At 67.7% G+C, this 14,197-nt stretch carries 8 protein-coding genes; 6 read left to right on the forward strand and 2 right to left on the reverse strand.

The features are described 5' to 3' along the window. The first annotated feature begins 37 nt into the window (after positions 1 to 37). The gene (gene rplL / locus Q0747_RS11695; protein WP_298254826.1) at positions 38 to 415 is read left to right on the forward strand and encodes a 50S ribosomal protein L7/L12; all 378 of its coding nucleotides are present in this window, start codon (positions 38 to 40) and stop codon (positions 413 to 415) included. Between the two features lie 111 nt (positions 416 to 526). Here the strand turns inward: rplL and Q0747_RS11700 are convergent, their stop codons facing one another. Then, on the reverse strand, positions 527 to 1,726 hold the full coding sequence (locus tag Q0747_RS11700) for an acetyl-CoA C-acetyltransferase (protein WP_298254828.1): 1,200 nt from the start codon (positions 1,724 to 1,726) through the stop codon (positions 527 to 529). Positions 1,727 to 1,797: 71 nt separating this feature from the next. Then, the gene (gene idi / locus Q0747_RS11705) at positions 1,798 to 2,397 is read right to left on the reverse strand and encodes an isopentenyl-diphosphate Delta-isomerase (RefSeq protein ID WP_298254830.1); all 600 of its coding nucleotides are present in this window, start codon (positions 2,395 to 2,397) and stop codon (positions 1,798 to 1,800) included. Between the two features lie 135 nt (positions 2,398 to 2,532). Between idi and Q0747_RS11710 the strand changes: the two genes are divergently transcribed. The 5 genes from Q0747_RS11710 (at position 2,533) to Q0747_RS11730 (ending at position 13,995) form a co-directional block, all read left to right on the forward strand. Beyond that, positions 2,533 to 3,594, forward strand: a complete 1,062-nt coding sequence (locus tag Q0747_RS11710; protein ID WP_298254832.1) for a polyprenyl synthetase family protein — start codon at positions 2,533 to 2,535, stop codon at positions 3,592 to 3,594. Then, entirely contained in the window at positions 3,595 to 4,494 is a 900-nt protein-coding gene (locus Q0747_RS11715) for a phytoene/squalene synthase family protein (protein ID WP_298254834.1), read from the forward strand. Beyond that, entirely contained in the window at positions 4,491 to 6,113 is a 1,623-nt protein-coding gene (locus Q0747_RS11720; protein WP_298254836.1) for a phytoene desaturase, read from the forward strand. The genes Q0747_RS11715 and Q0747_RS11720 overlap by 4 nt, the downstream gene beginning before the upstream one ends. Before the next feature lie 296 nt (positions 6,114 to 6,409). Next, complete coding sequence (gene rpoB, locus Q0747_RS11725) at positions 6,410 to 9,919, forward strand: DNA-directed RNA polymerase subunit beta (RefSeq protein ID WP_298254839.1); 3,510 nt, start codon at positions 6,410 to 6,412, stop codon at positions 9,917 to 9,919. 185 nt (positions 9,920 to 10,104) lie between these two features. Further along, the gene (locus Q0747_RS11730) at positions 10,105 to 13,995 is read left to right on the forward strand and encodes a DNA-directed RNA polymerase subunit beta' (protein WP_298254841.1); all 3,891 of its coding nucleotides are present in this window, start codon (positions 10,105 to 10,107) and stop codon (positions 13,993 to 13,995) included. Positions 13,996 to 14,197: the final 202 nt, after the last annotated feature.

Raw genomic sequence — 14,197 nt, forward strand, 5'->3', positions numbered from 1 at the left:
GAAGGTGCCGTGCACCACTAAAGGAAGGACGCCTCCCATGGCGAAGCTCAGCAACGAAGAGCTCATCGAAGCTTTCAAGGAACTGTCGATCATCGAACTCTCGGACTTCGTGAAGTTGTTCGAGGAGACGTTCGACGTCACTGCCGCTGCGGTAGCAGTTGCAGGCCCCGCAGGCGGCGGAGCCGTCGCGGAGGAAGAGGAGCAAACGGCGTTCGACGTCATCCTCGAGGCTGCCGGCGACAAGAAGATCGCCGTCATCAAGGAGGTCCGCGCGCTCACCTCGCTGGGCCTGAAGGAGGCCAAGGACGTCGTGGACAGCGCCCCCAAGGCCGTCCTCGAAGGTGCCACCAAGGAAGCTGCGGACAAGGCCAAGGAGTCCCTCGAGGCTGCCGGCGCCACCGTCACCCTCAAGTAGCATCAGCTGCCCCGTCGCGGTGCATCACGCACGCGACACAGCAGCAGAAGAGCCCCGCTTCACCCGAAGCGGGGCTCTTCCACGTCCGGAGCCGGTTCGGCGGTGTTCCGCTCAGCGCCAGAGCAGCAGTGCCTCACCCTGACCTCCGCCGCCGCAGAGGCTCACGGCCGATCGTCCGCTCCCGCGGCGGGAGAGCTCCATGGCGGCGTGGAGCGCGAGCCGGGCACCCGAGGCGCCTATCGGGTGTCCCAGGGCGATGGCTCCGCCGTGGAGGTTGCACTGCTCCAGCGGGTAGTCGAGGTCCTTCAGCGACTGGCATGCCACCGAGCCGAAGGCCTCGTTGATCTCGATGAAGTCGAGATCTCCCACGAGCCAGTCCGCGCGAGCGAGGGCGTGCTTGATGGCTTCCGACGGCTGGGAGTGCAGTGAATTGTCGGGTCCGGCCACCTGGCCTGGTTGCCCGAGGACGGCCAGCACCCGGAGGTCCTTCTCCTCGGCGTAGGCGCGTGTGGTGACCACCAGAGCCGCGGCGCCGTCCGAGAGCGGGGAGGAATTGCCCGCGGTGATCGCACCGTCCGGGTTGAAGGCCGGTCGCAGCCTGGCGAGCGACTCGACGGTGGTCGTCGGGCGGATCCCCTCGTCGGCGGTGAGGACGATGTCGTCACCCTTCCGCTGCTTCACCGTGACCGGGACGATCTCCTCACCGAGGACGCCGTTCTCGGTGGCCTCGGCCGCGCGCCGGTGCGACGCGGCGGCCACCGAATCCTGTGCGGTGCGGTCGATCTCGAGCCGGACGTTCCCGCGCTCGGTCGAGGCTCCCATGGAGTCGTGGTCGAAGGCGTCGGTGAGGCCGTCGTGGGCCACGGAATCGAGTGCCTGGATGGAGCCGTAGTTCCATCCCTGGCGTGAGCCGGGCAGCAGGTGCGGCCCGCGCGTCATGGACTCCTGGCCGCCGGCCACGACCACGCGTGCCTCACCGCTGCGGATCAGCCGGGCGGCGTCGATCACGGCGGTGAGGCCGGACAGGCAGACCTTGTTCAGGGTGACCGCCGGGACGTTCCAGGGGATCCCCGCCTCGACGGCGGTCTGCCGGGCGGGATTCTGGCCGCAACCGGCCTGGACCACGTGCCCCATGATGACGGCGTCGACCGCTCCGGCCTCCACGCCCGAGCGCTCCAGCGCACCTGTGACGGCCCGCGCGCCCAGTTCCACGGCGGTGAAGGAGGCCAGCTGTCCGTTGAGCCGCCCGAGCGGAGTGCGGGCGCCTCCGACGATCACGACGTCGTCGGGGGATGGCGTGGGTGTTGCCATGGCGGAACTCTCTTTCGTCGTCGAATGGTGCTATCAGACTAGGGGTTCCGTGGCCGTGCCGCCGCTGGAGCTCAGGAGGCGTCCCGCGGACCCGGTCCGTCGGCGCCCTGCGGGTACAGCAACGGCAGCTGGAGCGTGAGCCACGGGCTGAAGGCCCACGGCGTGCTCGTGACGGCCGGGACGAGATCGGCCGGGTGCACCCAGTGGAGGTCCATGACCTCGGCGGGCAGCGGATCCACCGGGGTCTCGGCGATCGCGGTGTAGACCGGGCAGATCTCGTTCTCGACGATCCCCGAGGCGTCGACGGCGCGGTACCTGAAGTCGGGCAGCGCCGGTCGGATGTCGCGGACCGTGAAGCCGAGCTCCTGCGCGGCGCGGCGCCGCACGGCGTCCTCGAAGGTCTCGCCGGGGGCAGGGTGCCCACAGAACGAATTGGTCCAGACGCCCGGCCAGGCCTTCTTGTCCAGGGCCCGGCGTGTCACGAGGATCCGCCCGGTGTCGTCGAAGACGTGGGTGGAGAAGGCCAGGTGGAGGGGCGTCTCGCTCGTGTGTACCGTCGCCTTGTCCTGGGTGCCGATCGGGGTCCCGTCCTCGGCGAGCAGCACCACCACCTCCGCGCCCCCGGGCCCCTCGGTCGCACCCAGTTCCATGGTTCCTGCTCCGCTCGCCATCGTGACACCTTCTCGCTGATCTGCTCGCTGATCGTCCGCCCGGGTGGGTCGTCGTGGCACGGTCGAGTGGTCCGGCTACCACCGCCCGACGTTTCGTCAGGGGCGCCCTATCCGTTGTTTACTTTACCTATGGACATGGACACTCTGCTGGTCGAGCCCGCCGGGCTGGAGCAGGTCGAGAGTGCACTCGGGCGGTTCTTCGAGGAGTCCAAGCAGCGCGCGGTCAGGATCAGTCCCGGATACCACGGCCTGTGGGAGACCCTGGAGCAGTGCACCGCAGGCGGGAAGCGCTTCCGCCCCCGCCTGGTGATGTCCGCCCACCAGATGCTCGGCGGGTCCGACGTCGGCAACGCGGCCGAGGTCGGCGCCGCGTTCGAGCTGCTCCACACCGCCCTGATCGTGCACGACGACGTCATCGACAGGGACTTCGTCCGCCGTGGGATCCCGAACGTGTCCGGCCGGTACCGCATGATCGCCGAGAAGGCCGGCCTGAGCCCCGGGGAAGCGCGGCATGTCGGATTCTCCGCGGGAGTCATCGCCGGCGATCTCGCGCTGTCCAATGCCCACCGCCTGCTGGAGCGGGTGGAGACCACGGCCGGGATCCGGCGCCGGCTGGGAGAGATCCTCGACGAAGCGGTGTTCGCCTCGGCGGCGGGGGAGTTCCTCGACATCGAGACCTCCTTCGACACCGCCGTCCCGCCCCTCGAGGACATCGTCCACATGGCACGCCTGAAGACCTCGGTCTACTCCTTCGAGGGCCCGCTGCAGGCCGGAGCGGTGCTCGCGGGTGCGGAGGAGGACGTCATCACCCGGCTGGGTGACTTCGGCCGGGACGCCGGGATCGCCTACCAGGTGGCCGACGACATCCTCGGGGTCTTCGGGAACGAGACCCGCACGGGCAAGACGAACTGGGGAGACCTCCGCGAGGGCAAGCGCACGGCGCTGATGTCCTTCGTGTCCACGCGCCCCGAGTGGGAGAGCATCTCGTCCCTCGTCGGCAACCCGGCCATGTCCGCGGCGGACGCCGACTACGTGCGGCGCATCCTCGTGGACTCCGGCGCCAGGGACTACTCGGCGGACCTGGCCGCCGACTACGCGGCACGAGCCCGCACGCACCTCGAGTCCGACGCCGTGCCGCCCGCCCTGCGTACGGTCCTCGATCCCGTGGTGTCCGCCGTCGTCGACAGGGTGCACTGAGTGGGTATCGACGACTCGCTGCAGCGCTACAGTGCTGCCGCCCTGAAGACCTCCGCGGAGGTCATCCGTTGCTACTCCACGTCCTTCGGGATGGCCTCGCGCATCCTGGACCGGACCACCCGGGGACACATCGAGGCGGTGTACGCGCTCGTGCGCATCGCGGACGAGATCGTCGACGGCGCGGCGGCCGGGGCCGGCCTCACGCCGGACGACGTCGCCCGCCTCCTCGACGACCTCGAGCGCGACACCGAGACGGCGCTGCGCACCGGTTACAGCACCAACCTCGTGGTCCACGCGTTCGCCGTGACGGCACGCACCACGGGTATCGGCACCGAGCTCACGCAGCCCTTCTTCGCCTCGATGCGCGCGGACATCGTCCGGAACGAGCACACCCAGGAGTCCTTCGAGCTGTACGTCTACGGGTCCGCCGAAGTCGTCGGCCTGATGTGCCTGCGGGCCTTCCTGGTGGGACGGCGCGTGACCGACCGCCAGGACGCCGTCCTCTCCGACGGTGCCCGGCACCTGGGCGCGGCCTTCCAGAAGATCAACTTCCTGCGCGACCTGGCCGAGGACTTCTCCGTCCTCGGGCGCAGCTACTTCCCCGGCATCAGCCCCGGGAGCTTCTCCGAGGCGGACAAGCTCCGCCTGCTGGACGACATCGACGAGGACCTGCGGATCTCCGCCGCCGCGCTGCCAGGGCTGCCCGCGAACGCGCGCCGTGCGGTCTCCCTCGCCCAGGGTCTGTTCGCCGAGCTCGCCACCAGACTGCGGCGTACCCCCGCCGAGGAGCTCCTCAGGGCGAGGATCCGGGTGCCCAACCCGGTCAAGCTCCGCATCATGGCGAAAGCCTTCACCGGTCGCGCGGTACCGGAACTCGCCGCGCAGGAGAGGACGGCATGACGTCAGAGCAGAGCGGGCAGGTCCGGGCGGGTGCGCAGGAGGTCGTGGTGATCGGCGCCGGGATCGGTGGCCTCGCCACCGCGGCCCTGCTGGCGCGGGAGGGCCACCGGGTGACCCTGCTGGAGAAGCGGGACGAGGTCGGTGGCCGCGCGGGGTCGTGGGAGCAGGACGGCTTCCGCTTCGACACGGGGCCGTCGTGGTACCTGATGCCCGAGGTGATCGACCACTTCTTCAAGTTGATGGGCACGAGTGCGTCCGAGCAGCTCGACCTCCGGAAACTGGATCCCGGCTACCGGGTGGTCTTCGAGGACGGGCTCGACACCGTGGACGTGCCGGCCGACCGCGAGGCCGTCACGAAGCTCTTCGAGTCGATGGAGGCCGGGGCGGGCGAGCAGCTCTCGCGGTATCTCGACTCGGCCGAGGACGCCTACGAGATGGCCAAGAAGCGTTTCCTCTACTCCACCTTCGAATCCTTCGTGCCGTTCCTCAGGGCGGACGTGCTCAGGCGGCTCCCACGGATCGGCGCCCTGCTCCTGCAGTCCCTGCACTCCTTCGTCGCCAGGCGCTTCACGGACCCCCGGATCCGGCAGATCCTCGGCTACCCCGCGGTCTTCCTCGGCAGTTCCCCGTTCGACGCGCCGAGCATGTACCACCTCATGAGCCACCTGGACCTCGACGACGGCGTGCTCTACCCGATAGGCGGGTTCACCACGCTCATCGCAGCGATGCGCCGCGTCGCGGTCGAGGCCGGCGTGGAGATCCGGACCGGGGCCGACGTCGTCTCGATCGACACCGACGCGCGCACTCCCGGGAGATCACCCCTGGACCGCCGGACGGCATCGGTCCGCGGTGTCCGCTACCGGACGGGGGACCGGGAGTCCTCCGTCCCGGCCGATCTCGTGGTCTCCGCGGCTGACCTCCATCACACGGAGACCACACTGCTGCCCGGGGACCTGCAGACCTATCCGGAGAAGTACTGGCAGAAGCGCGTGCCGGGTCCGAGCGCGCTCCTGCTCTACCTCGGGGTGCGGGGCGGGCTGCCGCAGCTCGAGCACCACACCCTGCTGTTCACCACGGACTGGCGCGAGAACTTCGGCAGGATCTTCGGCAGGGAGACCTCCGTCCCGTCACCGGCGTCGCTCTACGTGTGCCGTCCCAGCGCCACCGATCCCTCGGTGGCACCGGAGGGCCACGAGAACGTCTTCGTGCTCGTGCCGATCCCGGCGGACGTGGGGATCGGCAGGGGCGGCGTGGAGCGCGGGGGGGACGCGCGGGTCGAGGCGCTCGCCGACGAGGTGATCGGCCAGATCTCCGCGTGGGCCGGCATCCCCGATCTCGCCGAGCGCGTGGTGGTACGCCGCAGCTATGGCCCCCAGGACTTCGCCGAGGACCTCAACGCATGGCGGGGCACCTCCCTGGGCCCGGCGCACATCCTGCGGCAGAGCGCCTTCTTCCGCGGCTCGAACCGGAGCGCCAGGGTGGAGAATCTGCTGTACGCGGGAAGCTCGACCGTGCCGGGCATCGGCATCCCCATGTGCCTCATCAGCGCGGAGCTGATCGTCAAGCGGCTCCGCGGCGACATCAGCACCGGCCCGCTACCGGAGCCGGTCCGCGGGTAGGCCGTTCCCGCGGGGGACGCGCCATTGCGGGGGAGCGCCGGGCTTGACGCCGCAGCGGATACAGGTTATTGGACTTCCCGCCGTTCGTCCCGTAGTGTGGATCCTTGCGTCTTCCCTCTGAACCTCAGCCTTCATATAGCGGTGGGCTTTGCTCTGCTCTCGTCGTTCGATCTGGCCACCTGGTTGGGATCCACGCGGACAGATATCGGTGGGCACTGAGATCCCTGCAGCATCCTGCGGTGGCGGTGCCGAGGCGGAAGCGCTGACAAGCCTGACGGTCTGTGGAAGGATCCCTCTTGGTCGCCTCGAGCACCTCTAATAATGCAACCGCTCCCAGCCAGGTCGACGCCGACGGCGCCGCACCACGGCTCTCATTCGCAAAGATTCACGAACCGCTTGATGTCCCCAATCTCCTCGCGCTCCAGACGGACAGCTTCGACTGGCTGATCGGCAACGAGCACTGGAAGGCCCGGGTCGAGGAAGCCCTCGAGAACGGGATCCAGGGCATCGCGACAACCTCCGGGCTGGCCGACATCTTCGAGGAGATCTCCCCGATCGAGGACTTCCAGGGCACCATGTCCCTGAGCTTCTCCGAGCCCGAGTTCGCCGACCCCAAGTACACGATGGCCGAGTGCAAGGACCGCGACGCGACCTACTCGGCACCGCTGTACGTCAAGGCCGAGTTCATGAACAACAACACGGGTGAGATCAAGCAGCAGACCGTGTTCATGGGCGACTTCCCCCTCATGACGGACAAGGGCACCTTCGTCATCAACGGCACCGAGCGTGTCGTCGTGTCGCAGCTCGTCCGGTCGCCCGGAGCGTACTTCGAGCGCACCGCGGACAAGACCAGTGACAAGGACATCTTCAGCGCGAAGATCATCCCCTCGCGCGGTGCCTGGTTCGAGCTCGAGATCGACAAGCGCGACCAGGTGGGTGTCCGCCTCGACCGCAAGCGCAAGCAGTCGGTCACCGTGCTCCTGAAGGCACTCGGCTGGACCGAGGGCCAGATCCTCGAGGAGTTCGGGCAGTACGACTCCATCCGCGCCACCATGGAGAAGGACGCCACGGAGACCCGCGAGGACGCACTCCTCGACATCTACCGCAAGCTCCGCCCGGGGGAGCCCCCCACGGTCGAGGCGGCGCAGACGCTGCTCGACAACCTCTACTTCAACCCGAAGCGCTACGACCTCGCGAAGGTCGGCCGGTACAAGATCAACCGGAAGCTCGGCATCGACAAGGCGCTGACCGATCCCGACGCGTCGGTCCTGAACATCGACGACATCGTCGCGATGATCAAGTTCCTCGTGGCCCTGCACGCGGGCGACACGACCCTCGGCGGCAAGCGCGACGGCGGCGACGTCGATCTCCGTGTCGAGGTCGACGACATCGACCACTTCGGCAACCGCCGCATCCGCGCCGTCGGCGAGCTCATCGAGAACCAGGTGCGCACCGGCCTGTCCCGGATGGAGCGCGTCGTCCGCGAGCGCATGACCACCCAGGACGTCGAGGCCATCACGCCGCAGACGCTGATCAACATCCGCCCCGTCGTGGCCGCGATCAAGGAGTTCTTCGGAACGTCCCAGCTCTCGCAGTTCATGGACCAGAACAACCCGCTGGCCGGCCTGACGCACAAGCGGCGTCTCTCCGCGCTGGGCCCGGGTGGCCTGTCCCGTGACCGCGCGGGCATGGAGGTCCGCGACGTCCACCCCTCGCACTACGGCCGCATGTGCCCCATCGAGACCCCCGAGGGCCCGAACATCGGCCTGATCGGCTCCCTGGCCTCCTACGGCCGCATCAACGCGTTCGGCTTCATCGAGACGCCGTACCGCAAGGTCGTCGACGGCGTCGTCACCGACCAGATCGACTACCTCACGGCCGACGACGAGGTGGAGCGGCTCATCGCCCAGGCGAACGCACCGCTGAACGAGAAGAACACCTTCACGGAGGACATGGTCCTCGTCCGTACCCGCGGTGGTTCCGGCGAACCCGTGCTCGTCGAGCCCGGCGAGGTCGAGTACATGGACGTCTCCCCGCGCCAGATGGTGTCCGTCGCGACCGCGATGATCCCGTTCCTGGAGCACGACGACGCCAACCGCGCCCTCATGGGAGCGAACATGCAGCGCCAGGCCGTGCCGCTGCTCCGTTCCGAGCGTCCCCTCGTGGGCACCGGCATGGAGAAGAACGCGGCCGTCGACGCCGGTGACGCGGTCACCGCGACGAAGGCGGGTGTGGTCAAGGAGGTCTCGGCCGATCTCGTCAGCGTGCTCAACGACGACGGCACGGAGACGAACTACCCGATCATGAAGTTCGCCCGCTCGAACCAGGGCAACGCGTACAACCAGCGCGTCCTGGTCTCCGACGGCGACCGCGTCGAGTACAACACGATCATCGCCGACGGTCCGTCCACGGACCAGGGGGAGCTCGCGCTCGGCAAGAACATGCTCGTCGCGTTCATGTCCTGGGAGGGTCACAACTTCGAGGACGCGATCATCCTGTCGCAGCGGATCGTCTCCGACGACGTCCTGACCTCGATCCACATCGAGGAGCACGAGGTGGATGCCCGCGACACCAAGCTCGGTGCCGAGGAGATCACGCGTGACATCCCGAACGTCTCCGAGGAGGTCCTCGGGGCGCTCGACGAGCGCGGCATCATCTACATCGGTGCCGAGGTCGAGGCCGGCGACATCCTCGTCGGGCGTGTCACGCCCAAGGGCGAGACGGAGCTGACCCCCGAGGAGCGGCTCCTCCGCGCCATCTTCGGCGAGAAGAGCCGCGAGGTCCGCGACACCTCGCTGAAGGTCCCCCACGGCGAGTCCGGAACGGTCATCGGCGTACGGATCTTCGATCGCGACAACGACGACGAGCTGCCCCCGGGCGTCAACCAGCTGGTGCGCGTCTACGTGGCACAGAAGCGCAAGATCACCGACGGTGACAAGCTGGCGGGCCGCCACGGCAACAAGGGCGTCATCTCCAAGATCCTGCCCATCGAGGACATGCCGTTCCTCGAGGACGGGACCCCCGTGGACATCGTCCTGAACCCCCTCGGCGTGCCGGGCCGGATGAACGTCGGCCAGGTCCTCGAGATCCACCTCGGGTGGGCGGCCAAGCAGGGCTGGAAGATCGAGGGCGAGCCGGAGTGGGTCCGCAACCTGCCGAACCTCCCCCGGGAGATCGCGACGACCACCGTGGCGACACCCGTGTTCGACGGCGCCACCGAGGACGAGATCGTCGGCCTGCTCGGCTCCACGAACGTGACCCGCGACGGGGACCGCCTGATCGGCGAGACCGGCAAGGCACGCATGTTCGACGGCCGCTCCGGCGAGCCGTTCCCGGACCCGATCTCCGTGGGCTACATGTACATCCTGAAGCTCCACCACCTGGTGGACGACAAGATCCACGCGCGTTCCACCGGGCCGTACTCGATGATCACCCAGCAGCCCCTGGGCGGCAAGGCGCAGTTCGGCGGGCAGCGCTTCGGTGAGATGGAGGTCTGGGCCCTGGAGGCCTACGGAGCGGCGTACACGCTGCAGGAGCTCCTGACCATCAAGTCGGACGACATCCACGGACGCGTCAAGGTGTACGAGGCCATCGTCAAGGGCGAGAACATCCCCGAGCCGGGTGTCCCCGAGTCCTTCAAGGTGCTCATCAAGGAAATGCAGTCGCTGTGCCTGAACGTGGAAGTCCTCTCCACCGACGGCACCACGATTGAAATGCGTGACTCGGATGAAGAAGTCTTCCGGGCCGCGGAGGAGCTGGGCATCGACCTCTCACGGGCCGAGCCGAGTTCTGTCGAGGAAGTGTAGGTTTCCGTACCGGTTCGGTCCGGTGCCCGGAACGGCGGCAACGAAATTTCTGGCGGCCGCGGACGGCCTTGAAATATTAAAGCCGCCTTCCTCCGGGCACCTCCCCGAACCGGTGCGCACCTGACTTTCCGCCGCACCCCCCAAGACTTCACGAATTTAGAGAACAAAGAGAGAACAGGGACCCTATGTCCAGCGAATCCTCCTTCGGCCTCATGCGAATCGGCCTTGCCACCGCGGACGAAATCCGTGGCTGGTCCTACGGCGAGGTCAAGAAGCCGGAAACCATCAACTACCGCACGCTCAAGCCCGAGAAGGACGGCCTCTTCTGCGAGAAGATCTTCGGCCCTTCCCGCGACTGGGAGTGCTACTGCGGCAAGTACAAGCGCGTGCGCTTCAAGGGCATCATCTGCGAGCGCTGCGGCGTCGAGGTCACCCGCGCCAAGGTGCGCCGTGAGCGCATGGGACACATCGAGCTCGCCGCTCCCGTGACCCACATCTGGTACTTCAAGGGTGTTCCCTCACGCCTGGGCTACCTGCTGGACCTCGCGCCGAAGGACCTCGAGAAGGTCATCTACTTCGCCGCCTACATGATCACGTCGGTCGACGACGAGAACCGCCACGCCGAACTGCCGAACCTCCAGGCCGAGCACGACCTCGAGAAGAAGCAGATGACGGACCAGCGCGACTCCGACATCGCCGACATCGCCAAGGATCTCGAGGACGAGCTCGCTCGCCTCGAGGGCGAGGGCGCCAAGGCAGCGGACAAGAAGAAGGCCCGCGACTCCGCGGACCGCCAGATGGCCAACGTGCGCAAGCGTGCCGACGCCGACATCGAGCGGCTCGTGCAGGTGTGGGAGCGCTTCAAGACCCTGAAGGTCGCCGACCTCGAGGGTGACGAGGGTCTCTACCGTGAGCTGCGGGACCGCTACGGCCTGTACTTCGAGGGCTCCATGGGTGCCGAGGCGATCAAGAAGCGCCTCGAGAACTTCGACATGCCGGCCGAGGCCGAGATGCTGCGCGACATCATCCAGAACGGCAAGGGCCAGCGCAAGACGCGCGCCCTGAAGCGTCTGAAGGTCGTCAACGCGTTCCTGACCACCACCAACAGTCCCCTGGGCATGGTGCTGGACGCCGTACCGGTGATCCCGCCGGAGCTCCGCCCCATGGTGCAGCTCGACGGCGGCCGGTTCGCCACGTCCGATCTCAACGACCTCTACCGTCGCGTGATCAACCGGAACAACCGGCTCAAGCGCCTGCTCGATCTCGGGGCTCCCGAGATCATCGTCAACAACGAGAAGCGCATGCTCCAGGAGGCCGTCGACTCGCTGTTCGACAACGGTCGTCGCGGACGTCCGGTCACCGGACCGGGCAACCGACCCCTGAAGTCCCTCTCCGACATGCTCAAGGGCAAGCAGGGCCGGTTCCGCCAGAACCTGCTCGGCAAGCGCGTGGACTACTCGGGCCGTTCGGTCATCGTCGTCGGCCCGCAGCTGAAGCTGCACCAGTGCGGTCTGCCCAAGCAGATGGCGCTGGAACTCTTCAAGCCGTTCGTCATGAAGCGGCTCGTGGATCTCAACCACGCGCAGAACATCAAGAGTGCCAAGCGCATGGTCGAGCGCTACCGCCCCCAGGTGTGGGACGTCCTCGAGGAGATCATCACCGAGCACCCCGTGCTGCTGAACCGTGCCCCCACCCTGCACCGGCTCGGCATCCAGGCGTTCGAGCCGCAGCTCGTCGAAGGCAAGGCCCTCCAGCTCCACCCGCTGGTCTGTGCCGCGTTCAACGCCGACTTCGACGGCGACCAGATGGCAGTGCACCTGCCGCTGAGTCCCGAGGCCCAGGCCGAGGCGCGCATCCTGATGCTCTCCTCGAACAACATCCTCAAGCCCTCGGACGGTCGCCCCGTCACCCTGCCCTCGCAGGACATGATCATCGGGCTGCACCACCTCACCACGAAGCGCGAGGGCAGTGCCGGCGAGGGTCGGGTCTTCACGAGCCCGGCCGAGGCCGTCATGGCCTACGACGCCGGTGAGCTGCACCTCAACTCGATCGTGCGCATCCGTGTGACCACGTTCGTGCCGAGTTCCGACATCGCGGCGCCCGAGGGCTGGGAGCCGGGTGCTCCGGCGCTCATCGAGACCTCGCTCGGGCAGGTGCTCTTCAACGACACCCTCCCCGACGACTACCCGTGGGTGGAGAAGGTCGCGGACAAGGGGCAGCTCTCCACGATCGTCAACGATCTCGCGGAGCGCTACCCGAAGGTCGTCACGGCGGCGACCCTCGACAACCTGAAGGATGCCGGTTTCTACTGGGCCACCCGCTCGGGCGTCACCGTCGCCATCTCGGACATCTCGGCGCCGATCAACAAGGCCGGCATCATGGAGGGCTACGAGACGCAGGCCGCCAAGGTCCAGTCGCAGTTCGACAAGGGCCTGATCGCCGACGAGGAGCGCCGCCAGGAGCTCATCGACATCTGGAACAGGGCGACCAACGAGGTGGCCGCCTCCATGCGCGAGGCCATGCCGAAGGACAACACCATCAACCGCATGGTGTCCTCCGGAGCGCGAGGCAACTGGCTGCAGGTCCGGCAGATCGCCGGTATCCGTGGTCTGGTGGCCAACCCGAAGGGCGAGATCATCCCGCGTCCGATCAAGTCCTCGTACCGCGAGGGCCTGTCGGTCCTGGAGTACTTCATCGCGACCCACGGTGCCCGCAAGGGTCTTGCCGACACCGCGCTGCGTACCGCCAACTCGGGCTACCTCACCCGTCGCCTGGTCGACGTCTCGCAGGACGTCATCGTCCGCGAGGACGACTGCGGTACGGAGCGGGGCCTGAAGGTCACCATCGCCGTGCCGAACGCCGACGGCGAGCTGGTGCTGCACGAGGAGGTCGAGAACTCGGCCTACTCGCGCACCCTGGCCACCGACGTCGTCGACTCGGAGGGAACGGTGCTCGCTCCTGCGGGCTCCGACGTCGGGGACGTGCTCATCGACCAGCTGTTCGAGGCGGGCATCGCGGAGATCAAGGTCCGCTCCGTGCTCACCTGCGAGTCCAGCGTGGGAACCTGTGCCCTCTGCTACGGCCGGTCGCTCGCGACGGGCAAGACGGTGGACATCGGCGAGGCGGTCGGCATCATCGCGGCGCAGTCCATCGGTGAGCCGGGGACCCAGCTGACGATGCGTACCTTCCACACGGGTGGTATCGCCTCGGCGGAGGACATCACCCAGGGTCTGCCCCGTATCCAGGAGCTCTTCGAGGCCCGCACCCCCAAGGGTGTGGCACCGATCTCCGAGGTCGCAGGGCGGGTCACGGTGGAGGATGCCGAGAAGCAGCTCCGCCTGGTGGTCACCCCCGACGACGGCTCCGAGGAGATCGCGTACCCGGTCCTGCGGCGCGCACGCCTCCTGGTGTCCGACGGCGACCACGTGGAGGTCGGGCAGCAGCTCGTCTTCGGTGCGGTGGACCCGAAGCAGATCCTGCGGATCCTCGGCCCCCGCAAGGCCCAGGAGTTCCTGGTCGACGAGGTGCAGCGCGTGTACCGCAGCCAGGGTGTCGGCATCCACGACAAGCACGTGGAGGTCATCGTCCGGCAGATGCTGCGACGGGTCACCGTGATCGAGTCCGGGGAATCGGACCTGCTCCCGGGTGAGCTCGCGGAGCGTCGCCGCTTCGAGGACGAGAACCGGCGCGTGGTGTCCGAGGGCAAGAAGCCGGCCTCGGGCCGTCCCGAGCTCATGGGCATCACCAAGGCCTCGCTCGCGACGGAGTCGTGGCTGTCGGCCGCTTCCTTCCAGGAGACCACGCGTGTCCTCACGCAGGCTGCCATGGAAGGCAAGAGCGATCCGCTGCTGGGTCTCAAGGAGAACGTCATCATCGGCAAGCTAATCCCCGCCGGTACCGGTCTCGACCGGTACACCAAGGTGACGGTCGAGCCCACCGAGGAGGCGAAGGCCAACCTCTTCACCGGTCCGAGCGCTTTCAGCGACTTCGACTACGCCGGAGTGGAGAGCGGGCTGAGTCCCGAGTTCCACGCCATCCCGCTGGACGACTACGACATGGGGTCCGAGTTCCGCTGAGCGGATCCCCGGTGAGTCCCGCACGCCTGCCGGGTGTGCGGGACTCACCCGTCCCAGGGCCCCGACCCGACCCCGTTCGGGTGTGCCTGCCGACCTCTGGTATGGTAGGGGTAATTGTTTGTGTGGCAGAGGATCGGCGCCGTCATGGGTGCATCTCCGCGTTGTACGTATCGTGTACAACGAATGCCACATTTTTTCACGC

It is taken from the genome of uncultured Arthrobacter sp. (assembly GCF_947493765.1).
Taxonomy (GTDB): Bacteria; Actinomycetota; Actinomycetes; order Actinomycetales; family Micrococcaceae; genus Arthrobacter_D.

What these genes read in the sequence shown, in the direction of transcription:
- rplL (WP_298254826.1), top strand. Translation starts at nt 38, where the DNA reads ATGGCGAAGCTCAGCAACGAAGAGCTCATCGAAGCTTTCAAGGAACTG.
- Q0747_RS11700 (WP_298254828.1), bottom strand. Translation starts at nt 1,726, where the DNA reads ATGGCAACACCCACGCCATCCCCCGACGACGTCGTGATCGTCGGAGGC.
- idi (WP_298254830.1), bottom strand. Translation starts at nt 2,397, where the DNA reads ATGGCGAGCGGAGCAGGAACCATGGAACTGGGTGCGACCGAGGGGCCC.
- Q0747_RS11710 (WP_298254832.1), top strand. Translation starts at nt 2,533, where the DNA reads ATGGACACTCTGCTGGTCGAGCCCGCCGGGCTGGAGCAGGTCGAGAGT.
- Q0747_RS11720 (WP_298254836.1), top strand. Translation starts at nt 4,491, where the DNA reads ATGACGTCAGAGCAGAGCGGGCAGGTCCGGGCGGGTGCGCAGGAGGTC.
- Q0747_RS11730 (WP_298254841.1), top strand. Translation starts at nt 10,105, where the DNA reads ATGTCCAGCGAATCCTCCTTCGGCCTCATGCGAATCGGCCTTGCCACC.